Raw genomic sequence first — 26,713 nt, forward strand, 5'->3', positions numbered from 1 at the left:
TCCGACGCGGCGAGAGGCTCACGGCATGCTCTCGGCGAAACGACTGCCTCGGAACGCGGCGATATGACACGATGGTCGGGTGAGTACTCTGATCACCGGTGAAGCCGTCGAACTCAATGTCCAACCGGCCGCTCTCGCGGCGCGGGCATTGAGCTGTCTCATCGACTACATCGTCTATTCGCTGGTGAATATCGGTCTGCTCATCGCCATGTTCTGGCTCATGCTCAAGGTGCTCGATCTCAACGGGCTGCTCCTCGGTTCGCTCATGACTGTCATGACGATCTTCGTGTTCGTGCTGCTGCCGATGCTCGTCGAAGTGCTCAGCCATGGTCGCTCGCTGGGCAAGCTCATCCTCGGGCTGCGTGTGGTCCGCGACGACGGCGGCGCGGTCCGGCTGCGCCATTCCTTCATCCGCGCTCTGCTGTTTCCGTTCGAGATCGTCTCCAGCGGCGGCGGCATCGCGGCGCTGTCCGGTCTCCTCTCACCGCAGGCCAAGCGCCTCGGCGACTATCTGGCCGGAACCATCGCCGTCAGCGAACGCAGCCGACCTCTGCCGCCCATGCACACCCATGTGGCCCCTCATCTGCACGAGTGGCTGAACAGCACCGACGTGACCGCGATCCCCGATGGTCTGCATCGGCGCATCGTCGCGTTCCTCGCCATGGCGCCCCAGCTCGGTGCGGAGTCGAGGTGGCAGCGAGCGATCGAGCTCGCCACCGAGCTCAATCCCTATGTGGCTCCGGCCCCGCCGGAGGGAACGTTTCCCGAACAGTTCCTGTCCGCGGTCATCCATCGGCAGCGCATCGCCGAAGTCGAGAAGCAGCGCCGAAGGACCGACCGTGCAAACGCATTCCGGTCCGGGGTCGACACGCTCCCCCACGGTCTCAGCCTCACCCGCCGCTGACGCCTCAGGCTGACTGCCCGCCGCTGACGAGGCGGCTCGACTGCCACCGGTCGGCGGAGCGGACCTCGACCTCGACCGGGTTCGCCCACTCCGCCGCCGGGCCGAAGAGTTCCGGCAGTGCTCGATCAGTACCGGTAGTGCTCGGGTTTGAACGGTCCTGCCACGTCGACGCCGATGTATTCGGCCTGTTCCTTGCTCAGTTCCGACAGCTTCGCCCCGAGAGCCGGCAGGTGCAGGCGCGCCACCTTCTCGTCGAGCTCCTTCGCCAGCCGGTGCACCGAGTTGCCGTAGTCATCATGGGCGTTCCACAGCTCGATCTGGGCGAGCACCTGATTGCTGAATGACGCACTCATCACGAACGACGGATGACCGGTGGCGTTGCCCAGGTTGAGCAGGCGCCCTTCGGAGAGGACGAGGAAGTCCGTGCGGTCGCGGCCGAGTCCCGCCTCGGCGGGCACGGGCACACTCCATTCGTGGACCTGCGGTTTGATCTCGATCTTCTCCACTCCGGGCAGGCGGGACAGCCCTGCCAGGTCGATCTCCTCATCGAAGTGGCCGACGTTGCCGACGATGGCCCCGGGTTTGAGAGTCTGCAGCACATCGACGTCGAGGACCCGGGTGTTTCCGGTCGTGGTGATGATGATGTCGGCGTGGGGAGCCACCTCGGCGAGGAGGTCGACCTGGTAGCCGTCCATCGTGGCCTGCAGCGCACAGATCGGATCGATCTCGGTGACGATGACGCGCGCACCCTGCCCGCGCAGCGCCTCGGCGGCACCCTTGCCCACGTCGCCGTAGCCGATGACGGCGGCGATCTTTCCACCGATGAGGACATCGGTGGCGCGGTTGAGTCCGTCGGGCAGCGAATGGCGGATGCCGTAGCGGTTGTCGAACTTCGACTTCGTCACCGAGTCGTTGACGTTGATGGCGGGGAACGGCAGAGTTCCCTGTTCGGCGAGGCGGTAGAGGCGGTTGACTCCGGTCGTCGTCTCCTCGCTCACGCCCTTGATTCCGGCGGCCAGACGGGCGAAGCGTCCGGGGGCCGCCTCGATGGACGCGGCGATCTGCTTGAGCAGGACCTTGAACTCCTCCGAGTCCTCGGCGCCGGCGGTCGGCACTCCCCCAGCGGCTTCGAATTCGGTGCCCTTGAGCACGTACATGGTGGCGTCGCCGCCGTCGTCGAGGATGAGGTTCGGTCCGTCCGCGAAGTCGAAGATCTTGTCCGCGGCCCACCAGTACTCTTCGAGGGTCTCGCCCTTCCATGCGAAGACGGGGACGCCGGCCGGGGCCTCAGGGGTGCCGGATCCGACGACGACGGCCGCGGCGGCCTCGTCCTGCGTGGAGAAGATATTGCAGCTGGCCCACCGGACGTCTGCACCGAGTGCGACGAGGGTTTCGATGAGGACAGCGGTCTGCACGGTCATGTGCAGGCTGCCGGCGATGCGGGCCCCGGCCAGCGGAGCCGTCGAGGCGTATTCCTCCCGCAGCGCCATGAGGCCCGGCATCTCCCTTTCGGCGAGGCGGATCTGGTGTCGGCCGGCCTCGGCCAAGCTGAGGTCGGCGACCTTGAAGTCAGTGGAATCGAGCACGGTACCTCCATACGGCGGGCTGTCTGATCGGCTTCGAGTCTATTGCCGGGCAGGCGGCTTGTCGCGTCATGCTCGTTCTGCGGACAGCGAAGACCGTCAGCGAACGGTCATATCCCTACCGCCCTATTGCCCTACCGCACTACTGCCGAGAAACGGAAGCAGAGAACCGGCTGCCGTCGATCCAGCTTCAGGCCCGAGCGTTGAGGAAGTCCGTGACCTGGCGGGTGAGCGCGTCCACCTGCGGCGAATCGGCCGCTTCGACGTTGAGCCGGACAAGGGGTTCGGTGTTGGACTTGCGCAGGTTCACCCACCAATCCGCACCCTGCAGGCCGATTCCGTCGAGGTCGTCGACGGTGTTCTCGGGGAACTCGCCGGCATGCGCGGCGAAGTCGGCGAGCACAGCGTCGGGATCGGCGACGGTGAAGTTGATCTCCCCCGACTGCACGAACCGGTCATAGTCGGCAACCAGCCGGGAGGCGGGGGCGCGCGACTCGGCGAGGGCGGCGATGAGGTGACAGGCGGCGAGCATCCCCGAGTCCGCCCCGAAGAACTCATCGAAGTAGAAGTGAGCCGAGTGTTCGCAGGCGAAGACGGCTCCGGTTTCGCGCATGAGCGTCTTGATTCCCGAATGGCCGACCTTCGACCGCAGTGCGTGTCCGCCGGCGGCGGTGATCGTCTCGGCCACGCTGCGGGAGGTGATGAGGTTGTGGATGACTGTGGGTCGGTCGTCGCCGAGTGCCCGGGCCCGTGCGATCTCGCGTTCGGCGACGAGTGCGCCGACGGCCGAGGCCGACATCGTCGCGCCGGTCTCGTCGATGAAGAAGCAGCGGTCGGCGTCCCCGTCGAAGACGAGACCGAGATCGGCGCCGTTGTCGACGACAGCGCGTGCCGCGTCGACGAGGTTCTCGGGTTTGAGCGGGTTCGCCTCGTGGTTGGGGAAGGTCCCGTCGAGCTCGGTGAAGAGGCCGATGACGTCGAAGGGCACCGAGGCAGCTCCCGCGTCCGTGCCGAAGACCTCCCCGAGGAGGCGCCCGGCCATTCCGTTTCCCGCGTCGAGCACGATCGACAGTCCCGTGACCTTATCGACGTGGGTGAGTTCGCGGATCCGTGCCGCGTACTGTTCCCGCATCCGGGATGCGGCAGTCTCGTCTTCGGCGATGGTCCGGCCGTCGGTCTGCGGTGCGGTGATCGCGAGTTCTCTGACTCGTGAGAGTCCGGAGGCCAGGCTGACTCCGGCGGCGCGGGGTCCGCAGATCTTGATTCCGTTGTAGTCGGCGGGATTGTGGCTGGCCGTGATCATGGCTCCGGGCAGATCGAAGATGCCCGAGGCGAAGTAGAGCTGATCGGTCGAGCACAGGCCGAGCAGGACGGCTGTCGAGCCGGCAGCGTCGACTCCCGCGGCGAAGGAGTGGGCGAATCCGGGGGAGCTCGGGCGCATATCGTGGCCGATGACCACCTCGGTGGCGGTGTGGATCTCTGCCATGGCTCGGGCCGTGGCCCAACCGAGGGCGAACAGGATGTCGTCGTCGAGCTGGTCGGGAATCCGACCGCGGATGTCATAGGCTCCGACGGCGGCGTCGAGGGCGGCCGTCCGGGCCTGTCCGAGTTCGGAGTCGATCAGGATCTGCTGTGCGGGTTCGATTCGGGTCGAGCTCGGCTCTCGGTGGCTCATGAGTCGCCGATGATGCGCAGGTGACCGTGTCGACGTCCCGAGGCGGCCGGATCGTCGGCCGGTCCCGGTGCGGTCCGGGCCGGGGTCTGATCGGCACGATCGGCGGCTTCGCGGACGGCGTCGGCGATCGCCAGCAGGTCGTCATGGCTGCGTTCGGGCGGGGCCTGCCCGGAGTCGATCCGGATGAGCTGCCAATCCACGGGCGGGGTCAGCTTCGCCGCATGTTCGGCGCACAGGTCATGAGCGCCCGGTTCGGCGCGCCTGCCCAGAGGTCCGATGACGACGGTCGCATCGGCGTGCACGTACGTCATGGTGGCGGCGGCGGGGCGCGAACAGCTGACTTTTGAACACATTCTCACGGCTGACACAGTCCCACACTCTACACGCCGCGCCCTGCCGATTCGCTCAGGCACGGCGGCGCCGCCCGTAGAATGAAGTGCTATGAGACCAAGGCGACATCGCGACCGACATGGGCGGGGTCTGCGGTCTCCGCTGCACCGGGCCGAGGTGCCCGCGCGGCTGAGTCGGGCGGAGAGTTTTGCGAAGGTCGCGGCCGCCGAATTCGCCCGCATGCGCAGGCACGAACCCGTTCTCCTCGCCGAGGTGGTGCTGGCCGTCGATTCCGTGCCGCCGGCGAGTTCGACCGAACCGAGCTTCGGCCGTGTGTTCCCGGCGGCCGGGGACCGTCCCACCCATATCGTCCTCTATCGACGGGTGATCGAAGATCATGCCGGTGCTGAGGCCCGGGATGCACTCATCGCCGAGGTGGTGGCGGATCAGGTCGATATCCTCCGTCGCACCTGAGATCGACTGTTCCAACTGAGATCCGCCAACACCGCAGAAGCTCAGCTCACAGGTGCTCGGTTCGCGGGACTCCCGTTCACGTGTGCTCCGAGCACGAGACCTCAGCCGAGCCGGATATCCCGGTAGGCCACGCCTGCCGGGGCAGGCGCCGGGACGACCGTGGAGATTCCGTCCTCGGTGGTCACGACGAGGGTCGCATGCACCCCATCGGACTGTGAGCCCGAGGCTTGGGATCCCTTGAGGACGAGTGCGCGCACCGACTCCTCGGAGACGTCGCTCGGATTGAGCACGGTCGTTCCCGTCGGGTTGAGGTCGATCGATTGAGGATCGGTCAGCGTTCCGTCGTCGAGCATTCCCTGCACCTGCACATGTCCCTGACCGGGAGAGAGGTTCAGGGAGGACTCACCGGTGCGAGGAAGCGCCAGAATCTGGGTCTCGGCGAGGGAGTCGGTCGACGGGATGCTGCCGAAGTCGGCGGCTCCCTTCCCACCGTCTTTGCCGATGAAGGCTCCGGCCTGGACGCGCTGAGAGGATTCGACGACGAGACTCGTGGCGTCGAGATCCCCGAGGTCGGCCTCGGCGACCCCGCGACCGACGACGGTCATCGAGGAACGGGGAATGTCGATCTCTCCGTCCGGCCCGTACGCCTTCAGGGACACCTCGGCGAGGTCACCGCTCGGGTTCGCGACCCGGACTCGCACATCTTTGCCGCTGAGCCCGGTGAGCACCTGCTGGCGATCGGCTCCTGCCCCACCGGCCGCGAGGTCGATGCCCTGCGGCTTGAGTCCGTCGAGGACGGTCTCCTGGACGGAACCGGCCAGGACTCCACCGTCGACGGTGACGTCGACGGCAAGAGCCTCTGCCCCTCCAGCCAGACCACCCAGCGGGACGGCACGCTGCTGACCTGCCTTGATGCTCAGTTCAGTCGGTTCGGCGGATTCGCCGCCCGGGGTCATGAGGGCAACCTTCGCCTGGACGGGAACGTCTCCCGGGTTGCTCAGCAGCAGCTGCGAGTTCGAACCTGTGGCTCCGGATCCCGCGACGATCCGGAAGCTGCTCGATGCCTGGGCACAGGTGAGGGTGGCGAGGCCCGTGAGGTCACCGGAGCTGCCTTCGACGGTTTCGAGACCGGTCGTCAGGGCAGGAGCCCCGGGGCGGGCGAAACCGGTGACGAGCTTCGTCGAGTCGATGCTGTCGTCTCCGGAGACGAAACCCTGGCCGGAGGGATTGTCGAAGTCGATCGAACCGCCGAGATCGGCGACCTGGAGACGAGCCGAGGAGGTCGAACCGTCTGCGGCTCCGATCGGTGCGGAGGCGGAGACGACACGGGTTGAGACCTTCGAGTCGTCGACGAATTCGGCATCGGTGCCTTCGGCTTCTCCGGCTGTGAGCAGGGGGCCGGGACAGACGACGCGGGTATCCGCGGTGGGCATGCGCACCTGTTCCGGACTGCGGTCCAGCGTGCCGGGGGTCAGCGGGGTGAGGAACGAGGTCATGGCCACGAGCACCCCGGGCACGGCAATGGCCGCGAAGGTGACGATGCTGCGCTGGTGCTTCATGCCTTCTGCTCCTCACGGCCGGGCTTCCGCGTCACATTCCCCGCCCGGCCGAAGGGGATGGCGACGATGAGGCTGAGCAGTCCGAGCACCCATCCGACGATGACGCCGATCGGGTAGAGCGGTGAGTTCAGCGAGATCTCGACCGTTCCCCCGGCTGCGGGGAGGTCGAATTCGCTTGCCCACGCCTCTTCGCCGGGCTTCGGCTGCGGCAGCGGCTCACCGTCGATGCTTGCGGTGATGCCGTGCGCTGCATCGGCGATGGTCAAGGTGCGCCCCTCCTGACCGGACGGCACCGTTGCGGTGGTGCCTTTCATCGCCGCCGTTGACACCTTCCCTTCGGCGTCGCGGATGAGGAATCGGCCGCTGTAGGGTTTGTCGACGCGCCACAGCTGTCCGGACGAGGTCGGTCCGACCGGCAGGAGGCCCTCGGAGACGGATACCGAGTTGGTCAGGCTGCCGGCATCGGGGCCGACGAGGACGAAATCGACTCCGAGTTCACCGAGGATGCTGCCGAGGTCACCGGAGTCATCGGCCGAGAGCGCGGACGCGGCCTGAGCCACGAGCACCTGGTCGGGGGTGATCGGCAGCGGGCGGCGCTGCCACGGCCACCCTCCCACGGTTTCTGCCGAGGTCACCGTCGATGTGCCCAGCACCGTGCCGTCGGCGGAGGCGATGAGGGTGGCCAGAACTTCTCCGTCGACATTGTCCAGGCGGAGGGTGCGAGCTTGGGTCTCCCCCGCGGCGCGGTCAGCGGCCAGTGCGGGGACGTTGCTGTCTGAGGTCGCGGTGACCGCTTCGGGCGAGGATGTGGCCCGTCCGGCGCCGATGGCGATGAGCCCGATGGCCGCTACGGTCACGAGTCCGACAAGGCCGCGCATCGGCAGCCGGCCGGATGCCGCGGAGGCTCCCTTGGCCGAACTCTTCGCAGAGGACGAACCGGTGTCTCGGCTGCGCCCGGGGCGGCGACCGACGGTGCGGTCGGCGCCGAGGGACAGCAGCAGGATCGATCCCAGGCTGACCAGGGTCAGTCCCGCTGCGGGGTATGAGGCGATGAGGTGGAACGGTCCCGTCTCCGCGGGCAGATGCACCTGGATCGCGGCGAGGATGAGACCGCCGACGTAGAGTCCGACCGCCCAGGTCAGGCGAGAGAGTTCGAGCCGGGCCTCGATGAGGGTGAAGAAGGCCAGGATGAGCATCGGCAGCATCAGGACCGGAGCCCAGAGCTCGAGGGTGCCGGCAGAGACCCCGCCGAAGCCGAGATCTGAGATCAGCTTCGTCAGCCAGGACATGTCGAGCGGAGCGGGGAACCCGACGGCGAGCAGATAGGTCGGGGCGGACTCGGTGGCCGTGGTCTGCCCGGGCATCGTGAGAAGAGTTCCCGGCTCGCGGCCGACGGCCCACAGCCACGCCCAGCCCAGGAACACGGTCGGGGCGAGCAGCCACAGATGGCGGAGACCGCGACCTGCCACCAGAAGCACCGCGGTGCCGAGGACCGTGGCCAGCAGGAGCAGTGGAATGCCTGCGGTGATGACGAACAGCAGCAGGCCGGTGCCGGCTGCCGCGGCGATCGATCCGGTCGTCAGGCTGCGGCGCAGAGTCAGCACCGCCAGCGGTGCACAGATCCAGACGAGGATCACACCGAGGCGGCCGTCCGACAGCGCGGCCGTGAACAGCGGAGACGCGATCCACAGCAGTGCGGCGAAGCCGCGCACCCACCGCCGCGCCAGCACACTCCCCGCGCCCGCGTACGCGGTGATGGCAGCCAGGATCGGCGCGGCCAGCAGCAGGGAGCGGACCATGACATCGACATGGCCGAAGAAGAGGAGGGAGAGCACGCCGAGGACGAGGTGGTAGGGGTCGGCCGGCACCGCCGCACCGGTCGAGACGTCGAGGTGACGCCCGAGGAGACGGTCGACGATCTCGCCGAAGCCGATGCCGGTCGAACCCAGGGCGCCGCCGGCGAGGTGGCCGGGGCCGAAGAGTCGGAAGCTGATGACCCCGCTCATCACCACGGCGGCGAGGATCACATAGGTCAGGGGTGCCCGCAGCAGACTGGAACCGCCGGAGATCTCCAGACGGGAGAAGGAGTCGATGGCCTCTTCGGTGTCGCCGACCGGGTTGAGTTCGGCATCGGTGTCGGGACCGCCGGTGGGAACCTCGGCCGGGCGAGAGTCATAGCTCTCACCGCTCATCGTCCGGCGTTGGACGGCGAGTTCTTCGTCATCGGCGTAGAGCGCGGCGACATGTCCGGTGTTCGATCGTCTGGCCACACGGTTGCGACGGGCGTTGGCGCGTCTCAGCGGGGCGGTCGTCGACACATCCGCGGGAAGACCGATGAGCGCACCGAAGTGCCACCCGGCAGGTCGGAAGTTGTTCGACAGCAGCCCGCCGACGATGCGGCCGAGGTGGCCGAGCGCCAGAAAGCAGAACAGTGAGACCAGCCCCTGACCGGCGAGGCTGAGGCGGTAGCGCTGCTCAGTCCGGATCTGAGTCTTCGACCTCGGTGGGTGGGGCGAGGAGCCGAGTCGGGCAGCGGACGCAGCCGAGATCTCCATCCGCGCGCGCGGGGCCAGCAGCACGCGGGCGCCGAGGTCGCGCAGACGACGGGAGTATTCGAGACCGGAATAGGCGGGGCCGAGAACTCGGGACGGTGCCCCGATGCGCTCGAGTTCGGTGGTGGCCATGAGCAGGCCCGGCAGGTCGAGACCCAGTGTTTCGATCTGACTGTCGCGCTGCCCCTGGTCGATCTCCCCGGAGCCGACGGGGTTGAAGCGCTCCCCCGCCGAGGTGGTGCTCACTCCGGCGGAGACGATGCGCCCGGAGCATATGAGCTTCGGTCCGACGGCGGCGATGGATTCCGTCTCCCCGATGGCGTCGAGCAGCTCATCGAGGCAGTCTGGTTCGGGACGGGAGTCAGGGGTGAGGAACCACAGGAAATCCGATTCCGCGATCTCCGGCATCTCACCGGCTTCGCGGACCGTCCGCCCCCCGAGATCCACCACGGGGATCTCGGGGTAGTGCGGACGCAGAGCTGTTTCGAGCTCGACCTTGCTGGCATCGTCGCCGGAGACGACGATGGTGACGGCTTGCCTCACACGACCTTTTTCTTGAGCCGGCGGCGTTCGCGTTCGGACATTCCGCCCCAGATGCCGAAGCGCTCATCGTTGGCGAGCGCATATTCGAGGCATTCGGAACGGACGTCGCAGGAGGCGCAGACCCGCTTGGCTTCACGAGTCGATCCGCCCTTCTCCGGGAAGAACGCCTCGGGGTCGGTCTGAGCGCAGAGGGCCTGGTCCTGCCAGGACAGTTCGCCGTCGTCTGCGGCTCCCAGCAGCAGGGACAGCGGAGAGACGGCGGAGTTGTCCGGCGGCAGCGGCGTCAGATCACTCGGATCGACGGCCAGCGGATCCGGCAGCGTCTCGGGTGTACGTGCTCCCGGTTCGATGAACCAGTCTTCGGCACGGCGGGAGGTGACTCCCGGTGCGGCGGTGAAGTCTTCTCTCTCCCGCCATTCTCTCTGTGCACTTTGCACGGTTTTCCCCTTTCTCACGCTCGAGCAGGTCCAGTACCGTGACTGAGGCGATCAGTCCGATGTACGGTCGAATCCTGAAGGATCCCTGCTCGGCGCGTTCCCCTTAGGTATAAATTACACGCGTGTCATTACCGCCCCGTCAAGCCCTTATGGAGTATCGAGACACCCCGTGAGACGCTATTCGAACATGCGTTCACATGCACACGCGCCCGTAACCCCATATATAGGTCACGGCCCAGTCATAAGGCACAACCTGTGGGATTCGCCTGAGCAAACCTGGAGAATTTAGAAAGTGGGCACCCACAATGGGATTATGGAGAGATGAGAGTGGAATCACCGGTGGCCCGGCATGAATGACCGTCTGCTCACCGTCTACGCGCCTCCCGTCGAGGAAGAGATCGCGTCGGGCTCCGACCTCTCCGCGATCCTCATCAACGCCCTCCGGCGCAACCGCATCGACCTCAAGGACGGCGATATCCTCGTCGTCGCCTCGAAAGTCGTCTCCAAGGCCGAGGGACGCCTGCGCACGGTCTCAGATCGCGCCGAGTTCGAGGAACTCGTCGCGGAGACCGGCACCCACTTGGTCGCTGAACGCTCCTATCGCTCCGGCACCACCGTCCAGATCGTGCGCACCCCGGCAGGCACCGTCCAGGCCGCAGCGGGCCTCGACCAGTCGAACTCCGGCGGTGCCGTCATCCTCCACCCACTCGACAGCGACCGGTCCGCCGACGGCCTGCGCCGACGGGTCGAACAGGCCTTCGAGGTGCGCATCGGTCTGGTCATCTCGGATACGAGCTCACGGCCGTGGCGGGTCGGGGTCGGCGATATCGCCATCGGCCTGTCCGGGTTCTCCGGCCTCGACGACCAGCGCGGTCGCCCCGACGACGACGGGCGCGTCCAGACGGTGACCGTGCGCGCGATCGCCGATGAGATCGCAGCGGCAGCCGACTTGGTCAAGGGCTCCTCCCGCGGACTGCCCATGGCGTTGGTCCGCGGAGCCGGCGGATACCTCGACAACGGCGACGAAGGCGCCCGTGCGCTCTCCCGCGACCTCGGCGAGGACTGGTTCCGACACGGCCATGTCGAAGCCATTCAGCGCGGTCTGGGAGTCACCGACCTGCCCGGCAGCGCCCCTGCCGGCGACGACAGCGACGACATCCTCGAAAGGGTGTCTCGAGCGATCCGCGTCGTCCGCGCCGGGCAGTCGCGGACTCCCGGCCATGCGGCGTGGCGGATGCGGATCGAGGGGTCGGGATCGCGGATCACGCTCAGCCCCTCTGACTCGCCGGCGACCGCCCAATCGGGCGGCCCGCCCCTGCTCGAGGCGATGGTCGGGCTCGGATCTCTCGTCGAACGCCTCCATACAGCCCTCTTCGCCGAGGATCTCAGCGCCTCCACGCGCTATCACTGGGTCGATGGTGAGCTCGGGGCCTTCCCCCGCGGGGTGACGATCGACATCGGCCTCATCGTTCACTGACCCTCCCGACAGGCTGCATTCGGAACACAATCATGGAAGCGGATATGGATCTCTCAGTCATCGCGCGCACCGGCGGGCCCGTCCTCATCTGGCGCGGACCCGATTTCGATCGCCTCGACCTCACCGGCCCGGTCGTCTCGAACTGGGTGAATAAGGGAGTCGGCCTCTTCGGCGACTACGACCTCGGACCGGAGTTCACTCTCTTCGCTCCTCTGCCAGAGGGCCTGCACTGGCGCGAACTCGTCTCTGTCCTCAGTGTCCTGCTGGCCGGGGGCCGCGTCGTCATCGCGAACGAGGCACCGGACGAGGACTTCATGGCCCTCGTTCCCTTCGGCCACGAGGATGATGACCAGGTGTCCGACGCCGTCGAGGTCTTCGTCTTCAATCCCCCGGCCCTGGCGCTGAGCACTCCGGTCGATGCCGACTTCGTCGACGTCAATTCCGCCATCCGCGCCTACCCCGATGTCGCTGCGCGCCGCCTCGACGCTTCGGGAATCCTCGAAGTGGACGGTCAGGTCATCGACTGGACGAAGTCCGAGTCGACCGACGCAGCCCGTCCGCAGGGACTGCTCGCCTCGAACTCGACCCCGCTGCCGGGCGAGTGGCCGCGCTTTCTGCAGCACCTCCTCGGCGGTGGTGAGGTCCTGCTCACCAACAGAGTCGACGATGCTCGCATCACGGACCTGGCCGCCGGGCTGGGAGTGGTCCATGGCACACTGGGCACATGGACAAAGTAGTTGATACCCCCGCAGCAGCGGTGGCCGACATTGCAGATGGATCATCGATCGCCGTGGGCGGCTTCGGTGTCGTGGGCGTGCCCGAATTCCTCATTCGGGCTCTCCAGGACCAGGGAGCCAAAGACCTCGAGGTGATCTCGAACAACGCCGGCGTCGACGGCCGCGGACTGGGCATTCTGCTCGCCGACGGACGACTCCGCCGCATCATCGCCTCCTACGTCGGCGAGAACAAGGAATTCGCCCGTCAGTACCTCTCCGGTGAACTGGAGGTCGAACTCACTCCGCAGGGCACCCTGGCGGAGAAGCTGCGCGCAGGCGGCGCCGGCATCCCCGGCTTCTTCACCATCACGGGCGCCGGGACGCAGGTCGCCGAGGGCGGCATGCCCTGGAAGTACGACTCTGACGGCAACGTCGTCAAGGAATCTCCGGCCAAGGAGACGAAGGTCTTCGACACCTTCGGAGAAGAGAAGGAATACGTCCTCGAGAAGTCACTGGCTCCCGACTACGCACTTGTCCGCGCCGCCATCGGTGACCGGCACGGCAACCTCGTCTTCCACTCCTCGGCACGGAACTTCAATCCCCCGGCCGCACAGTCGGCTCGCATCACCATCGCCGAGGTCGAAAAGCTCGTCGAACCCGGCGAGATCGACCCGGACATGGTCCACGTGCCTGGCGTCTTCGTCCACCGCGTGGTGCCGCTGACGCCCGAACAGGTGGCGGACAAGCCCATCGAGAAGCGCACCGTACGAGAAGCCTGAGGAGACACAGAAATGTCATTGACACGCAATCAGATGGCGGCCCGTGCCGCCCAGGAACTCGAAGACGGCAGCTACGTCAACCTCGGCATCGGCATGCCGACCCTGGTACCGAACTTCCTACCCGAGGGTGTCCACCTCGTGCTCCAGTCGGAGAACGGCCTGCTCGGCGTCGGCCCGTACCCGACCGAGGATGAGATCGACCCCGACCTCATCAACGCGGGCAAGGAGATCGTCACGATGAACCCGGGCGCCGCGTACTTCGATTCGGCGGCGAGCTTCGGGATGATCCGCGGCGGCAAGATCAACGCCGCGATCCTCGGCGCCATGCAGGTGGCCACGAACGGCGACATCGCGAACTGGATGATCCCGGGCAAGATGGTCAAGGGCATGGGCGGCGCAATGGACCTCGTGCACGGTGCCCAGCGCGTCATCGTCATCATGGACCATGTCGCCAAGGACGGTTCGCACAAGCTGTTGAAGTCGTGCGAACTGCCGCTGACCGGAAAGGGCGTCGTCGAGCGCATCATCACCGATATCGCCGTGCTCGACGTCAGCGGTGACGCGTTCACCCTCGTCGAACTCGCCCCGGGCGTGGCCGTCGACGAAGTCAAAGAGAAGACCGGCGCCGAGGTGCTCGTCCCCGCCGACGTCCCCACCATCGAGGTCGCCGCCTGATTCCGAGGTGATCGGCCGAGGCACTGCGTGAGAAGTGGTCACGTTCGGATGCTCTCTGAGAACTCAGAAGCATCCGGCCGTGACCACTGTTCTGTGTTCTGCCGTCAGCGCGCCGGTATTCGCGGGCGCCGAACACCGGATTCGTCCGTCAGTGGCGTCGGACATTGCTTGACACCGTTGGAAACACAGATTGTTGGGTCGACCCACGGTGGTTTCGTTGAAGAAATCGCCGTGGATCGACCCAACAAGCTTGTTTGAGGGAGCCTGCGCTCCGGTTCGCAGGGGTGAGACAGCAGACAGATTCAGCGGCCGGTAGCTCCGGAATTCAGTCCGGTGGTCGCCACGAACACATCGCCGTGGCCATCGGCCGTCACCGTCGGTTCGTTGGCCGCGATGAAGGCACTCTGCCCACGTTCGAGGGTGAGCGTCGAGCCGAGCGAGCTGAGTGTGACAATTCCCGCGGTGCACAGCACGATCGCCGCACCGCGCCGTTCCACCGTCGTCGTGCGCGGGCACCGCAGTGCCTGCAGAGCGAAGTCATCGGTGGGTCCCAGCAGCATTCCCGAGTGATCGGGTTCGACCATCCGAGGTGCACCGGCGCGGAACTCCGTGATCTTCGACAGCTGTTCGATGTCGACGTGCTTCGAGGTCAGCCCGCCGCGCACGACGTTGTCGCTCGAGGCCATGATCTCGATGCCGGTTCCGAAGAGGTAGGCATGCAGCACTCCGGCGTCCATGGTCAGCGCTTCTCCCGGCTGCAGGTGAACTCGGTTGAGCATGAGTCCGACCAGCGCGCCAGGGTCATGGGGATAGTCGGTGACGAGTTCGCAGAATGTCTGCGCTGGGTCGACCGCACTGCCTGACCGGCTGATGTGTCCGACCGGCAGTTCGTCGATCCCGTGGGCGGCGACCTCGTCGACGAGCCCGGGCGTCCGCGGATCGCTGAGGATGATTTCGACGACGCGAGACAGCGCCTTGGATTCGCTGAAGGACTTCAGCGCTGCGATGATCGCTCCGAGCACGTCCAGGGACTGCGGAGTCAGCGGCTGGGAGAGCATCCGTTCGAACGTGGCTCGCACGGCCTTGCGCGGGCGGAATCCCGTGAGCGCGTGGAAGTCGGTGAGTGCGTAGATGAGCTCCGGTTTCGCCGAGGCGTCCTTGAAGTTCCGGTCGGGAGCGTCCAGCGCCGGTCCGGCCGCTTCCTCGGCGGCGAACCCGGCCCGGGCCTGTTCGCGGTTCGGGTGCACCTGGATCGACAGAGCCTTGCTCGCCGAGAGCACCTTGAGCAGGAACGGCAGTCGCGCTCCGAAAGAGTCGAGGGAGTCATGGCCGAGCAGACCTTCAGGGTCCCCCGCCAGGTACTCGATGAGGTTGGGTCCGAGCCGAGGCTCGGTCTCGGTCGCCACGCCGCCCGTCGTCTGCTGCCCGCCGAGGCGGTTCTGCCGTTCCAGCGGAGTTTGGGACGGCGTGTGCCCGACGTCGAGTCGAGAGGGGCTGACCGGGTGGGCTCCGAGCCAGAGTTCCGCGCAGGGGGTGCCGTCCGGGACTGTGCCGAGGATCGCGGGAATCGCGTCGGTGCTGCCCCATTCGAACTTCTTGACCGTGTTGTGCAGACGATGCACTGCGGGCCCCCTTTTGACAGGATCGAGTCGGATTCACATCCGGTGTTCTCCGGTTGTGCTCAGTCCAGCCTAGCCCGGCTGTCGTGGCCGGGGTTGGCACTTCACTGACTGTTCAGCCGAAGTCACAATCTATTCACCGCTTGTCACCTGCGCAGATACATATGGCCCGGTCTCTGCCGCCTCCGGAATCGTCCGGGAAACCAGACAGTGCCCCGAGGGAGATCCACACAATGGGATCGCCCTCGGGGCACTGGCCGGCAGGCGCTGTACGCCCTGTCCTCGATACCTGGTGTCAGCCGACTACGCGGATGACCTTGGCTCCACGGTTCAGCATCCAGCTGTAGCTGCGCTTCGTCGTGTTCGTCCGCGTCGAGCCGGCATCGTACATCTGGCCCTTGGTCTCGGAGATGATTCCGATATGACCGGGGATCCAGATCAGGTCGCCGGCCTTGGCGTCCTTGAGCGAGATCTCCTTGCCGGCGTAACGCTGCTGACTGGTCGTGCGCGGCAGCTTGATGCCGTTCTTGCCATAGACGTACTGGGTGTAACCCGAGCAGTCCCAGCCGGACTTCGGCGAGGTGCCGCCCCAGACGTACTTGACGCCGAGGTTGGCCTTCGCATCCTTGATGATGGACGCACGCTGGGCCGCGATCTTCTCGGCCTTGGACGGCTTGTCCTTCTTCTTGTCGTCGTCCTTCTTCTTATCGTCCTTGGACTTGTCGTCCTTCTTGGAGTCATCCTTCTTGGAATCGTCCTTGGACTTGTCGTCCTTCTTCGAATCGTCCTTGGACTTATCGTCCTTCTTGGAGTCATCCTTGGACTTGTCGTCCTTCGAGTCCTTGTCGTCTGCAGAACCTTCCCCGGAGTCTGCAGGCGACTTGTCATCGGTGGAATCGTCTCCCGGCGGCGGTGTACCGCCCGGAGCATTGTCGTCGCTGACTCCGCCGGCGATCGAACCCTTGGGAGAGAACTCGGTGGTTCCGTAGCCTTCGGCCCAGACCAGACGTGCGCCTTCGAAGAGCTGCTCACCGCGGCCCTTCTTGTAGACCACGTCCGACTTGGGGTAACCGAGGTGACCCTTGACGGTCCCCTTGTCACCCCAGTACTTCATGATGGTGCCGGAGGTGTAGTGAGCGCCGGTGTTCTTCGACCAGTAGAACGAGCCCTTCTCAAAGCGCTGTGCGACGCCCCCGCCCTTGAGGCCGCCCTTCTCCGCAGAGGTGGGCAGCCCCAAGTCGGTGACTGCATCGCCCTTGTACGCCGAAGCGATCGCTCCGGACAGGTGGTAGGCACCGGTCTTCTTGGACCAGTAGACAGTGCCCTTCTCGAACTTCTGTGCCTTGGCACCAGAAACGCCCTTGACGTCGTATTCCTTGCCGAGAGCCTTGCCGAGCTTGTTCTTCTCGGCGTACTTCTCGATCGAGGTCTTTGCCTTCGGCTTCTCGGTCTTCTTGTCGTCGTCCTTGGACTTGTCGTCGTCCTTGCTGTCGCTGGGCTGTTCGCCGGTCTTCAGGATCGAATTGACCGTCGAGCGCATCTCACCCAGCTTGGCGTAGAAGGCGTCACCGGGGCAGTCGGTCTGTCCCAGATCGCGGTGGCCGACGAGGTTCGACTTCGTCGCCTTGGAGATTCCGTTGATCGAGAACTTCCAGGCGATCGCCGAAGCGACGGCATCGCGTGTCTTCTTCGGCGGGGCCGCGCTGTTGTAGGTACCCAGCACGGAGATGCCGAAGGTTCCGGTGTTGTGTCCGGCGACGTGGGCGCCGATGACGGCCTTCTCGACGTCACCGCCGCGGGCGTGCCAGAGGCGGCCGTACTTGTCTGCCACGACGTTGTATCCGATGTCGTTCCAGCCGCGGCCCTGCTGGTGGTAGGCCTGGATACCGCGGATGATTCCGGGAACGTCGGCGGCCGAGTAGCTGTTCGAGCCGGAGGTGTGATGGACCACGGCCTGCTTGATGCCGCTGGCGTAGTCGGGGCTGCCGCGGTAGGCCTTGGCACCCCACGAGCTGCGCGAGCCGATCTTCGGCTTCGACACCTTCTTCGCCACGGTGTCCACCGACGACGATCCGGGTACGTAGTTCTGGTTGGTCACCGTCGCACCGGCGGCCGCGTCGACATTCTCTGCGGATGCCGCCTCGGCGTCGGTCGAGTCCTCGGTCGACTGCTCCGGCGCGGATTCAGCACCGGCGGAGTCGCCGCTGACCTGATCGTCGAGCTCGACGGGATCGTTCTCGGCGACGGCCTGAGCGTCGCCGGCGTCCCGCTTCGGATCGACGAGGACGAGTTCGGCCTCGCTCGGTGCGGAGTCACCGAGGATGCGCATCTGCACAGCGGAAGCGTTCGACACCGTCATCGGTTCCGAACCCTTGTTCTGGGCTTCTTCCTGCTGCTCTTCGTCGAGGGTGTCCCAATTGCCCCATTCAGAACCCTGCTTGGTGCGGACCTGGATGCGGATATTGGACTTCGACTCGGAGAAGGTGAAGCCGACAAGGCTCGGGTTGTTCGCGGGAACGTCGAGGACATCGGAGATGAGCGCGATGTTCACTCCGTCTTCGGTCTTCTGACGGACCGAACCGGAGATGTCGTCTTCGCCCTCGGTCTTCGACTCGTCGGACGAATCCTTCGCGTCCTCGTCCTCGGACTTCGGGGTCTCGGTCTCTGCGCCCTCGGCAGGAGTCTGCTCGGTCTCAGACGGAGCCGATCCCTCGGACGGCGCGGCCTCGTCGGCTCCGGAGGTCAGTCCGGCGGAGACGTTGTTGACCGAAGCCGCAGATGCCGACGCCGAAGCGTTGACGATATCGGGCACCTTGGCCGAGGCCAGGGCAGTCTGCGACTTGAAGATATTCGGCAGATTGCTCGTGGCGCTCTGGTTGGCGGCAGTGGCGGTGGAATCACTGGAATCGCGGGCACCGGGGACGTTGAGTCCCTCTTTGCTGACGTTCAGCGCCTCTTTGGACACATCAGGCGACGTCGTGGCTGCGGAAGCCGACGGTGCCGTGACCGCTAAGGTGCCGACCAGCGCAATAGAAGCGCAGCCCGCAACAGTGGGCAATAGATATTTCATCGTTACAGCCTTTTCGAGGAAGACAGGGAAGTTCAGGCCTCGAGGTCCCCTTCACCGTTGGCAGAACGGTGGGCAACCCCAACATCTCAAAATTGTTACACATTTTCGGCGTGTCAGACTAGCCACAGAGCAGAATATTCTAATTACACGAGTGTGGTTCCCAGTACTGGCAAGGGACACACCGAGCAAAAGATTTTCCCGGAATCGTCATGGGATCGACCGATTCGGTCATTGGCCTCATCACGACCGACCCCACAGCGGCGCCTCACGGCACGTAGCAGATCGCCTTTGCGTCGGCTTCTTCGCCGTTGTCAGCAGAGGTGTCACCGGCACCCTGTGCAAGCAGCTGCGGCCCTGAACCGGGGTTCGGATCGAGTCCCGCATCGACTCCGGCAGCGGCTGACAGGTCGCTTCCGGGAACCGAGAACGCGCCTTTGTCCTCTTCGGAGGACTTCGACGACTCCTCGATCTTATCGGCTACCAGCTGATGTGCCACATCGAAGTCGGGCTGTGATGGAGTGATGCGCGGCGGGGTGAGGTCGACGGACTCGATCTTCTGCGACTTCACCTTGAGCGCGAGGTCGACGAACGAGTCCACCTGAGACGAGGGGATGTCCGTCGACACGGCCCCCGGAGTGGCTTTCGCGATCGACTGGTAGCGGGTGAGCACGGTGGCCGGGTCGAGCTGTTTGACCATCGCTGTCTGCACGCAGCGCTGGCGGACCATCCGCTCGTAGTCGCTGGAGAACTCTCGGGAGCGGGCGAACCACAGCGCGTGGAAGCCGTCGAGCTTCTGTTTGCCCGGTTCGATCCATCCCTTGACCGGCCCGTGCTCGCCCGTGTTCGGATCGACCTTCGACGAGATCGGCACTCGCTTGCCGGAGACGAGAGTGATTCCGCCGAGGGAGTCGATGAGGTTCTCGAATCCCTTGAGGTTGATCATCGCATAGTACTGGACCTCGAGTCCGGTGGCACCCGAGACCGCATCCATCGTCGCCTGCTCGCCGGCCGTCTTCGGGTCCTCGAACTCGTCCTTGTGCTGCTCGCCCTGCTGGAAGACGGCGTTGAGCAGACATTCGTCGCCGCAGTTGTATCCCTGCGGGTAGTGCTTGTGCAGCGGAGAGTCATCGGGGAACGGCACGTTCTCCATATTTCGAGGCAGGCCGATGATGACGGATTTGCCGGTTTTCGCATCGATCGAGACCAGCGACAGCGAGTCCGGACGGATTCCCGTCCGCCCTTTTCCGGCGTCCGAACCCAGCAGCAGGATGTTGTATCGGCCGTCGACGGGTTTGAGTGCTTTGCCGGAGGCGAACAGGTCGCTCATCAGTCCGCGCTGCGAGTTGAGGATCGTCGTCCCCCAGGCCAAGGGGCCCACGACGATGAGCAGGAGGGCACACAAGGCCGCCACGAAGCGTTTGCGGGCCCTTCGGGAGATCGTGACGATCCGGATGCGGCGCAGGGTGTCGAACAGGCACACCGCCCAGTTGATCGCGATGATGGGCACCCAGATGGTCAGAAAGGTGAGGATGAAGGGGTTCGTGCCGATGGTGAAGAGGAACGTCCGGCTGATGAGGACGATCACACCAGCGATCAGGGCCAGGATCCAGCTGATGGCGGTGATCGACAGAGAGATCTTCGCCCAGCGGCGGTGACCGAAGAGCAGCTGCACTCCCCCGGGCACGAGAGCCGTGACGAGCAGCAGAAGCCACGCCCGCACATCACGCGTCGGCTGCGAAGCATACGACGGGTGGCGGATCGGGTCCACATATCTCGTTTCGGCCACTGACTTCCCTTCGCTTCGGGCTCTGCTCACGGACTGCTTCCGACATCGACGTCCGCGGGTGGCCACACACAGGTCGCATCGCCCCAGCGGATGTCCACAGCAGACAACTGTGCCAAAGAGACTTCAGAGTCCACTGTGTTCACCTATTGTGTCGCGTGAGAACCATCGATTCCGGCACATCCGCGCCGCGCATGTCGGATTCGTCGCGTGTGCGATTCTTCACAGACAGAAGAACGGACGCTGCAGACTCCCGTCTGGGGAATCCGCAGCGCCCGTTCGAAGCGGACCGACCGACACCGAGCGGCCTTGACCATGTGCGGCCGGCAGCTCAGACCTCGGACCCGGTTCAGGCGAGGAGTTTGCGTCCCATCACCATGCGCTGGATCTGATTGGTGCCTTCGTAGATCTGCGTGATCTTCGCATCGCGCATCATCCGCTCGACCGGGTGGTCCACGACGTAGCCGGCACCGCCGAGCAGCTGCACGGCGTCAGTGGTGATCTCCATTGCGGCATCGGAGGCGAAGGCCTTCGCCGCGGCGCCGAAGTACGTGAGGTCCTCATCACCGCGTTCGCTCTTGGCGGCAGCCGTGTAGGTCAGCTGGCGTGCGGCCTCGAGCTTCATGCCCATATCGGCGAGCATGAACTGGATCGCCTGATTATCGGCGATCGACTTGCCGAACTGCTGCCGATCCTTGACGTAGGCCAGGGCGTAGTCGAGCGCGCCCTGGGCGACGCCGACGGCCTGCGCTGCGATCGTGACTCGGGTGTGGTCGAGGGTGCGCAGGGCGATCTTCAGCCCTTCCCCGGGCTCACCGACGATGCGGTCGCCGGGCAGGCGGACATTGTCGAAGAGGAGCTCGCGGGTGGGCGAGCCCTTGATGCCGAGCTTGCGCTCCTTCTCACCGAAGGTGAAGCCCTCATCGGACTTCTCGACGACGAAGGCGGAGATGTTGCGTCCACGGGCTCCGTCGGGGTCGGTCACGGCCATGACCGTGTAGTACTCGGATTCTCCGGCGTTGGTGATCCAGGTCTTGACACCATTGAGGATCCAGTCGTCGCCGTCGCGTTCGGCGCGGGTCTTCATCGATGCGGTGTCGGATCCGGCTTCGCGCTCGGACAGCCCGTAGGAGAATCCGGCTTCTCCGGCGGCCACGGACGGGAAGTACTTCTTCTTGATCTCTTCGCTGCCGCCGAGCTGGACGGGCATGCTGCCGAGTTTGTTCACAGCCGGAATGAGCGAGGACGAGACACAGCCGCGTGCGACCTCTTCGATGATGATCGCCACTGCCAGCGCATCAGCGCCCATGCCCCCGTACTCTTCGGGGATGTGCGCGGCGAAGAAGTCCGTCTCGACGAGGGCGTCGTGCGCCTCCTGCGGGTAGCGGGAGTCCGCGTCGACCTCGGCCGCGAACGGCGCGATCTTCTTCTCGACGACGTTGCGGACCGCGGCGCGGATCTCTTCGTGCTCTTCGCTGGGCTGGTACAGGTCGAACATCATTCTCCTCAGACTTATCAAACGTTCAGCAAGCCCTATTATTCCTGCAGTGTCCGGCCTTTGTCGAGAGCGACCTGCCGCAGCTGGCTCCGATAGTCGTCGAGACGCGTGCGCACAGCCTCGGCTTCGGCGCCCTGACCGGCCCCGAGGATGCGCGCCGCCAGCAGGCCGGCGTTCTTGGCGCCGCCGATCGAAACGGTGGCCACGGGAACCCCTCCGGGCATCTGCACGATGGACAGCAGCGAGTCCATTCCGTCGAGGTACTTCAGGGGCACGGGGACTCCGATGACCGGAAGCGAGGTCATCGACGCGATCATTCCGGGCAGATGGGCCGCTCCCCCGGCTCCGGCGATGATCACCCGGACGCCTCGAGCGGCCGCGGACTTCGCCCAGTCGACCATGTCCTCTGGCATGCGGTGGGCAGAGACCACCTCGGCGCTCGATTCGATGCCGAGTTCGTCGAGGGCGTCGGCGGCGGCTTTCATCGTCGGCCAGTCCGAGTCCGAACCCATGACGATGCCGACCGGAGCCGCCGTGTCAGTGGAGCCTTCATTCGCTGTGGTCATCTGTGCTTCCTTCGTTGCAGGCGGTTGACACCCGCGGATGGGTGTCGGGTGGGTCCGGGGTGCAGTCGGGCCGGGACTCAGCGTGCGCCGGGTTCGTCCTCGGCCCGGAGGTTCTCCGGAGTGGGCATCTGCGGATGCGGATCGACGTCGACGCCGGCGATGAAATCGGCGGCATGCCGCGCACGGGCGAGCACAAGCTGCCGATCGTCGCCGTAGGCATTCACGTGGCCGACCTTCCGGCCCGGGCGCACTCCCTTGCCGTAGAGGTGGACCTTGACCGCCGGATCATGAGCCATGACGTGCAGGTACGGCTGATAGAGGTCCTCGTGATCGGCGCCGAGGATGTTGACCATCACGGACACGTCCTCCCGTGCCGCGGGGCTGCCGAGCGGAAGGTCGAGGACCGCACGGAGGTGCTGCTCGAATTGGCTCGTCACCGCTCCGTCCTGGGTCCAGTGCCCGGTATTGTGCGGACGCATCGCGAATTCGTTGATGAGGAAGCCCTCGGCCGTCTCGAACATCTCCATCGCCATGACGCCGGTGACTTCGAGGGTGCCGGCGACGGTGAGGATCGCTTCGGTGATGGCCCGCGCCTTCTCATCAGCCAGATCGGGAGCCGGGGCGATGGCCTCCTTGCACACGCCGTTCTGCTGCCAGGTCTCGACGACCGGCCACACCGCGGTCTGCCCCATCGGGGACCGACCGACCATGACGGCGAGCTCCCGGGTGAAGTCGACCTTCTCCTCGGCGAGCAGCTGGGGCACCTCGTTCAGCCACTCGACGGCCTCGTCGAGGCTGTCGATGACGCGCACTCCCTTGCCGTCATAGCCTCCGCGGGGCGTCTTGAGGATGAAGGGGTATCCGACGCGAGCGGCGAACTCTTCGACATCGGCTGCCGAGGTGATCTCCGCCCATGCGGGGTTGGGCAGACCGAGTTCGTCCATCCTTCTGCGCATCCGGATCTTGTCCTGGGCGAAGATGAGGGCATCGGGTCCGGGGCGCACAGCGTGTCCGGCCTCGACGAGGGCCTGCAGGTGCTCCGGTGGGACGTGTTCGTGGTCGAAGGTGATGACGTCGACGGTCTCGGCGAAGGCCTTGAGCGTCGGATAGTCCGTATAGTCACCGACGGTCACCTCGTTGATGACCTGTGTGGCGGGGGCGTCGGCGGTCTCCGCAAGAACGGAGAAGCGGACGCCGAGAGCTTCTGCGGCGGGGGCGAGCATGCGTGCCAGTTGACCGCCGCCAATGACACCGATTCGAGGAAAAGTCACGCTCTCCATCCTATCTTCCGCGCCAGTCGCGGATCGACTGCGGTCATATCGTGGATCGGCCGAGCGGTCGGCAGCTCATCTCAGTCCCAGCCGCCACAGTGAGGTCACTTCGGCGCTGCGGGCAGCGTGGAGCGCGTCGGCGGTATCAGCGGCGCGGGGATGGCGGGGCACAGTGTCGATGCGTTCGAGCACGCGCAGTCCTGCCGCCTCGATGCGTTCGCGGAGCTCACCTGAGGGCCGGAGGCCCAATCGTTCGGCGAGGTCGGAGATGATCAGCCATCCCTCCCCAGCCGGTGTGAGGTGGTCGGTCAGCCTCTCGATGAAGCGATGGAGGACAGCGGAGTCCGGATCGTAGATGCCGATCTCGAGTGCCGAGGTCGGCTGGGCCGGCAGCCACGGCGGATTGCACACGATGAGGTCGGCACGACCAGGCGGAAACAGGTCGGCCTCGATCACGCTCACATCGGCACCCGGACAGAGACGGTCGAGGTTCTCACTGGCGCAGGCGACGGCGCGCGGGTTGATGTCGGTGGCCACCACTGTCGCAGCACCGCGCCGCAGCAGGATCGCGGCGAGGACTCCGGTCCCCGTTCCGAGGTCGAATGCGGTGCCGGTCGGCTGCGCGGAATCCGTGCCGGGCGAAACCGAACCGGCCTTCCTTGCCCACGGCAGGGGCGTCTGCGCGACGAGATCGAGGTACTCTCCCCGCACAGGCGAGAAGACGCCGTAGCGCGGATGGACGGAATCGCCCAGAGCCGGGATCTCGACTCCTCGCAGCTGCCATTCATAAGCGCTGAGCACTCCGCCGAGTTCGGTCAGCGACACGCAGACCGGTCCGTCGGCCGGGCCGTAGGCGGCGCGGCAGGCCGCGGCGACGTCGGGGGCACGGCGCAGCGCGAGGTCGAAGTTAGGGCCGAGCTCGACGACGACTCTGCCGAGCAGCCGGGCCCGCTGCTCGATGGCGTCACGTTCGGCGAAGAATGCCAGAGCGGGGTCGAGAGCAGGGCCATCACTGTCCCCGGATCCCACGAATTGGTCTCTGCCCCGTCTGTCGCGGGATCGGCCCCGGCCGCCGCGACGGCCGCCGGAACGTCGACCCCCGGTGGCTTCACGGTTTCCGCCTCGGTCGCCCCTGAGCCGACGGCTCATCGCCTGCACGAGTTGACGGCCATTGTGGAAGTCTCCGCGCCACAGCAGTCCCACTCCGGCGCGTGCCGATCGGCAGGCTTCGTCGGCGGTTGTCTCGTCTCCGATGATCTGCACAGTCGCGGGAGGCGGCGCCCCGTTCTCCGAATGCCAGTCGGCTGCGCGGCCGATGCCGTCCTCGGTCCAGCGGATCGTCGTCAACGGGTGCTCCCAGAAGGTCGGTAGTGGGTCATCTCAGCTGCAGTCTGCACCGCTCACACGACGAGCAGCGGGATCTGCAGCTCCTGCTCCGTGGTGGAACCATGGTGACCGATGAGGGCCAGCGCCGAGGCGGATTCCACGTCCGAATCGACCACGGCGAAGCCATCGGTGCAGATGACGAGGAAATCCCCGATCCGCGGATAGACGTGCGGGGCGACTGGACCGAAATAGCCGCGGTCGATCGCCGAGGCCTTCGGCAGGATGAGCCCGCGGTCGCCGAGCGTCTCGTGCCAGACCGAGAGCACGTCCGCCTCCGCGCCCTCAGCGGCGTAGAGATGCAGTGCGCGCGGCTCTCCGCCGACGTGGCGCAGGCCGGCCTTGAGCTCAGGGAGTTCAGCGAGGTCGAAACGGCGTTCGTGGTCGACGTCGACCATGCCGTGGTCGGCGGTGATGAGCATGGTCGCGTCGTGCGGCAGGTCGGAGGCGAGTCGGGACAGGGCCAGATCGACGCGTTCGAGTTCTTCGGTCCAGGCGGCGGAATCCGCACCGTGCACATGACCGGTCTTGTCGAGATTGCCCCAATAGAGATAGACGAGGCGGCGCCCCGGAGCCCTCGCCTCGGCGAGGGCCTGGGCACAGCGCTCCTCCAGGGTCTTCGAGTCCCGGAATCTGCCGCCGCGCAGCGAGGCCCGGTTGAGGCCGCGTCCGGCGAACTTCTTCTCTCCGAGGCTGACCACATCGATTCCGGCATCGGCGAGGCGTTCGAAGAGCGTCGCATCGGGGACCCAGGCGACGGGGTCGACGTCGAGGTTCCACGTCAGCTGGTTGAACACCGCGTCCTTCTCCGGGTCGAGGACGCGGTAGCCGACCACGCCGTGGGCGCCGGGCAGGCGGCCCGTGGCCAACGACGACAGAGAGTTCGCCGTCGTCGACGGGAATCCGGCGGACAGGGTACGGCGTGTTCCGGCCTGCGAGCGGAAGAAGGGAGTGTATCCGCTGTAGCGGCGCAGCTGCTGCTCCCCGAGACCGTCGATGAGCACGACGATCGTCGCCCGGGACTCCCGGTCGAGTCCGAGCGATCGTGCACGATCGGACATCGGCGCATCGAGGGCGTCGGCCGCACCGAGGCTCAGCGCCGCGGCGGGAACGACATCGGAGAGCATGGGACCCGCATAGTCCGGGGGCCCCAAGGGCTCAGCACCGGATGGGTCCTGCTGCTTTTGACTCGTCGAGTCCTCGCTCATCAGCGGCGCGACCGCAGCCGGGCATGGAAGACTGCGGCGCGCAGCTTCCCGGCGAAGTCGGCCATTCTGTCGACGGCGGCCTGCCCTTCGGCCTCGGCCGAGACCCGGAGCATGACATCCTCGGCGAAGATCGATCCGCCGTATCCGTGATCGCCCATGCAGTTGGGATCTCCGCAGGTCTCGGGGAAGGCCTCGATGCGCTTCGACGCACCCCACGACATGGTCAGCGAAACTTCGACGGGCTTGTCACCGGGCTTGTAGGCGGCCGGATCGGCGAAGGTGCGGCCGACCATCACGGTGCCCAGGCGATCGAGTTCGATGTCCTCGCTGCTCGTGACGGCGCGGGGTTTGGCGCCGGGTTCCGCGTTCGGATCGTCATCGACGTGAGCCAGCAGGAGGCGGGTCTCGGTGAGGACGAAGGCGGTGACATGCCGGTGGATGGATTCGATGTCGACATGAGTGTCGATGTGGACGAAGTGGGCCAAGACCGGTTCGTCGTAGAGCGAGTCGGCGAGGATGCCCTGAGTGAGCTGGGGATAGTAGCCGGCCGACTGCAGATCGTGAACGAGAACTTCGGGTAATGCCATGCCCACCATTGTGCCCCACTCCTC

Annotated in this window: 21 protein-coding genes; 6 read left to right on the forward strand and 15 right to left on the reverse strand. The window is 66.0% G+C overall.

Annotation, left to right across the window (positions count from 1 at the left end; genetic code table 11):
• Nucleotides 1–79: 79 nt before the first annotated feature.
• Complete coding sequence (locus SB749_RS10810; RefSeq protein ID WP_248284099.1) at nt 80–904, forward strand: RDD family protein; 825 nt, start codon at nt 80–82, stop codon at nt 902–904.
• 125 nt (nt 905–1,029) lie between these two features.
• Here the strand turns inward: SB749_RS10810 and ahcY are convergent, their stop codons facing one another.
• The 3 genes from ahcY to SB749_RS10825 form a co-directional block, all read right to left on the reverse strand.
• Complete coding sequence (ahcY, locus tag SB749_RS10815) at nt 1,030–2,490, reverse strand: adenosylhomocysteinase (RefSeq protein WP_410710333.1); 1,461 nt, start codon at nt 2,488–2,490, stop codon at nt 1,030–1,032.
• 187 nt (nt 2,491–2,677) lie between these two features.
• Nucleotides 2,678–4,162 (reverse strand): phosphomannomutase/phosphoglucomutase, encoded by a 1,485-nt coding sequence (gene manB, locus SB749_RS10820; RefSeq protein WP_410710334.1) that lies wholly within the window; start codon nt 4,160–4,162, stop codon nt 2,678–2,680.
• Nucleotides 4,159–4,515 carry a DUF3499 domain-containing protein gene (locus SB749_RS10825; protein WP_139470312.1) on the reverse strand — a complete coding sequence of 119 codons (357 nt, stop codon included), beginning with the start codon at nt 4,513–4,515 and terminating at the stop codon, nt 4,159–4,161. Before SB749_RS10825 ends, manB begins: the two co-directional genes overlap by 4 nt.
• Before the next feature lie 88 nt (nt 4,516–4,603).
• On the opposite strand from SB749_RS10825, the gene SB749_RS10830 reads away from it, so the two are divergent.
• Entirely contained in the window at nt 4,604–4,966 is a 363-nt protein-coding gene (locus tag SB749_RS10830; protein WP_410710335.1) for a metallopeptidase family protein, read from the forward strand.
• Nucleotides 4,967–5,067: 101 nt separating this feature from the next.
• Here SB749_RS10830 and SB749_RS10835 read toward each other — a convergent pair whose 3' ends face one another.
• Genes SB749_RS10835 through SB749_RS10845 form a run of 3 tightly spaced genes read right to left on the reverse strand, consistent with a single transcriptional unit; the run spans nt 5,068 to nt 10,057 of the window.
• Nucleotides 5,068–6,525 carry a DUF5719 family protein gene (locus SB749_RS10835; protein ID WP_139470282.1) on the reverse strand — a complete coding sequence of 486 codons (1,458 nt, stop codon included), beginning with the start codon at nt 6,523–6,525 and terminating at the stop codon, nt 5,068–5,070.
• Nucleotides 6,522–9,620: a glycosyl transferase gene (locus SB749_RS10840; RefSeq protein WP_410710336.1), complete on the reverse strand. Its 3,099-nt coding sequence runs from the start codon at nt 9,618–9,620 to the stop codon at nt 6,522–6,524. Before SB749_RS10840 ends, SB749_RS10835 begins: the two co-directional genes overlap by 4 nt.
• Nucleotides 9,617–10,057 (reverse strand): WhiB family transcriptional regulator, encoded by a 441-nt coding sequence (locus SB749_RS10845; RefSeq protein WP_276330045.1) that lies wholly within the window; start codon nt 10,055–10,057, stop codon nt 9,617–9,619. The genes SB749_RS10840 and SB749_RS10845 overlap by 4 nt, the downstream gene beginning before the upstream one ends.
• Nucleotides 10,058–10,406: 349 nt before the next feature.
• Between SB749_RS10845 and SB749_RS10850 the strand changes: the two genes are divergently transcribed.
• From SB749_RS10850 to SB749_RS10865, 4 genes are read left to right on the forward strand one after another with little or no spacing between them, the layout of a single operon-like run.
• A complete protein-coding gene (locus SB749_RS10850; protein ID WP_139470278.1) occupies nt 10,407–11,534 on the forward strand; it encodes a coenzyme F420-0:L-glutamate ligase in 1,128 nt (375 codons plus the stop codon).
• Nucleotides 11,535–11,578: 44 nt separating this feature from the next.
• The gene (locus SB749_RS10855) at nt 11,579–12,271 is read left to right on the forward strand and encodes a hypothetical protein (protein WP_410710337.1); all 693 of its coding nucleotides are present in this window, start codon (nt 11,579–11,581) and stop codon (nt 12,269–12,271) included.
• Complete coding sequence (locus SB749_RS10860; protein ID WP_410710338.1) at nt 12,259–13,029, forward strand: CoA transferase subunit A; 771 nt, start codon at nt 12,259–12,261, stop codon at nt 13,027–13,029. Before SB749_RS10855 ends, SB749_RS10860 begins: the two co-directional genes overlap by 13 nt.
• Nucleotides 13,030–13,041: 12 nt before the next feature.
• Nucleotides 13,042–13,704 carry a 3-oxoacid CoA-transferase subunit B gene (locus SB749_RS10865; protein WP_410710339.1) on the forward strand — a complete coding sequence of 221 codons (663 nt, stop codon included), beginning with the start codon at nt 13,042–13,044 and terminating at the stop codon, nt 13,702–13,704.
• A 302-nt stretch (nt 13,705–14,006) separates the two neighbouring features.
• Here the strand turns inward: SB749_RS10865 and manA are convergent, their stop codons facing one another.
• The 9 genes from manA to SB749_RS10910 all read right to left on the reverse strand — a co-directional run bounded on the left by manA (nt 14,007) and on the right by SB749_RS10910 (nt 26,689).
• Nucleotides 14,007–15,326 (reverse strand): mannose-6-phosphate isomerase, class I, encoded by a 1,320-nt coding sequence (gene manA, locus SB749_RS10870; RefSeq protein ID WP_410710340.1) that lies wholly within the window; start codon nt 15,324–15,326, stop codon nt 14,007–14,009.
• Between the two features lie 292 nt (nt 15,327–15,618).
• A complete protein-coding gene (locus tag SB749_RS10875) occupies nt 15,619–18,393 on the reverse strand; it encodes an NlpC/P60 family protein (RefSeq protein ID WP_410710341.1) in 2,775 nt (924 codons plus the stop codon).
• 265 nt (nt 18,394–18,658) lie between these two features.
• Complete coding sequence (locus SB749_RS10880; RefSeq protein WP_410710342.1) at nt 18,659–20,179, reverse strand: LCP family protein; 1,521 nt, start codon at nt 20,177–20,179, stop codon at nt 18,659–18,661.
• Between the two features lie 346 nt (nt 20,180–20,525).
• Entirely contained in the window at nt 20,526–21,674 is a 1,149-nt protein-coding gene (locus tag SB749_RS10885; RefSeq protein ID WP_139470308.1) for an acyl-CoA dehydrogenase family protein, read from the reverse strand.
• A gap of 38 nt (nt 21,675–21,712) precedes the next feature.
• Nucleotides 21,713–22,240 carry a 5-(carboxyamino)imidazole ribonucleotide mutase gene (gene purE, locus SB749_RS10890; RefSeq protein ID WP_410710343.1) on the reverse strand — a complete coding sequence of 176 codons (528 nt, stop codon included), beginning with the start codon at nt 22,238–22,240 and terminating at the stop codon, nt 21,713–21,715.
• Between the two features lie 77 nt (nt 22,241–22,317).
• The gene (locus SB749_RS10895) at nt 22,318–23,520 is read right to left on the reverse strand and encodes a 5-(carboxyamino)imidazole ribonucleotide synthase (RefSeq protein WP_410710344.1); all 1,203 of its coding nucleotides are present in this window, start codon (nt 23,518–23,520) and stop codon (nt 22,318–22,320) included.
• 66 nt (nt 23,521–23,586) lie between these two features.
• Complete coding sequence (locus SB749_RS10900; RefSeq protein ID WP_410710345.1) at nt 23,587–24,858, reverse strand: methyltransferase; 1,272 nt, start codon at nt 24,856–24,858, stop codon at nt 23,587–23,589.
• Nucleotides 24,859–24,911: 53 nt separating this feature from the next.
• Nucleotides 24,912–26,102: an alkaline phosphatase family protein gene (locus tag SB749_RS10905; RefSeq protein WP_410710346.1), complete on the reverse strand. Its 1,191-nt coding sequence runs from the start codon at nt 26,100–26,102 to the stop codon at nt 24,912–24,914.
• Complete coding sequence (locus SB749_RS10910) at nt 26,102–26,689, reverse strand: DUF5998 family protein (RefSeq protein WP_101546592.1); 588 nt, start codon at nt 26,687–26,689, stop codon at nt 26,102–26,104. Before SB749_RS10910 ends, SB749_RS10905 begins: the two co-directional genes overlap by 1 nt.
• Between the last annotated feature and the right edge of the window lie 24 nt (nt 26,690–26,713).

Source organism: Brevibacterium sp. SIMBA_078 (assembly GCF_046534565.1).
Classification (GTDB): Bacteria; Actinomycetota; Actinomycetes; order Actinomycetales; family Brevibacteriaceae; genus Brevibacterium.

What these genes read in the sequence shown, in the direction of transcription:
- SB749_RS10885 (WP_139470308.1), bottom strand. Translation starts at nt 21,674, where the DNA reads ATGTTCGACCTGTACCAGCCCAGCGAAGAGCACGAAGAGATCCGCGCC.
- SB749_RS10865 (WP_410710339.1), top strand. Translation starts at nt 13,042, where the DNA reads ATGTCATTGACACGCAATCAGATGGCGGCCCGTGCCGCCCAGGAACTC.
- SB749_RS10855 (WP_410710337.1), top strand. Translation starts at nt 11,579, where the DNA reads ATGGATCTCTCAGTCATCGCGCGCACCGGCGGGCCCGTCCTCATCTGG.
- SB749_RS10895 (WP_410710344.1), bottom strand. Translation starts at nt 23,520, where the DNA reads ATGGAGAGCGTGACTTTTCCTCGAATCGGTGTCATTGGCGGCGGTCAA.
- SB749_RS10910 (WP_101546592.1), bottom strand. Translation starts at nt 26,689, where the DNA reads ATGGCATTACCCGAAGTTCTCGTTCACGATCTGCAGTCGGCCGGCTAC.
- SB749_RS10905 (WP_410710346.1), bottom strand. Translation starts at nt 26,102, where the DNA reads ATGAGCGAGGACTCGACGAGTCAAAAGCAGCAGGACCCATCCGGTGCT.
- SB749_RS10825 (WP_139470312.1), bottom strand. Translation starts at nt 4,515, where the DNA reads ATGTGTTCAAAAGTCAGCTGTTCGCGCCCCGCCGCCGCCACCATGACG.
- SB749_RS10875 (WP_410710341.1), bottom strand. Translation starts at nt 18,393, where the DNA reads ATGAAATATCTATTGCCCACTGTTGCGGGCTGCGCTTCTATTGCGCTG.
- purE (WP_410710343.1), bottom strand. Translation starts at nt 22,240, where the DNA reads ATGACCACAGCGAATGAAGGCTCCACTGACACGGCGGCTCCGGTCGGC.
- SB749_RS10860 (WP_410710338.1), top strand. Translation starts at nt 12,259, where the DNA reads ATGGACAAAGTAGTTGATACCCCCGCAGCAGCGGTGGCCGACATTGCA.
- SB749_RS10830 (WP_410710335.1), top strand. Translation starts at nt 4,604, where the DNA reads ATGAGACCAAGGCGACATCGCGACCGACATGGGCGGGGTCTGCGGTCT.
- SB749_RS10850 (WP_139470278.1), top strand. Translation starts at nt 10,407, where the DNA reads ATGAATGACCGTCTGCTCACCGTCTACGCGCCTCCCGTCGAGGAAGAG.
- SB749_RS10835 (WP_139470282.1), bottom strand. Translation starts at nt 6,525, where the DNA reads ATGAAGCACCAGCGCAGCATCGTCACCTTCGCGGCCATTGCCGTGCCC.
- manB (WP_410710334.1), bottom strand. Translation starts at nt 4,162, where the DNA reads ATGAGCCACCGAGAGCCGAGCTCGACCCGAATCGAACCCGCACAGCAG.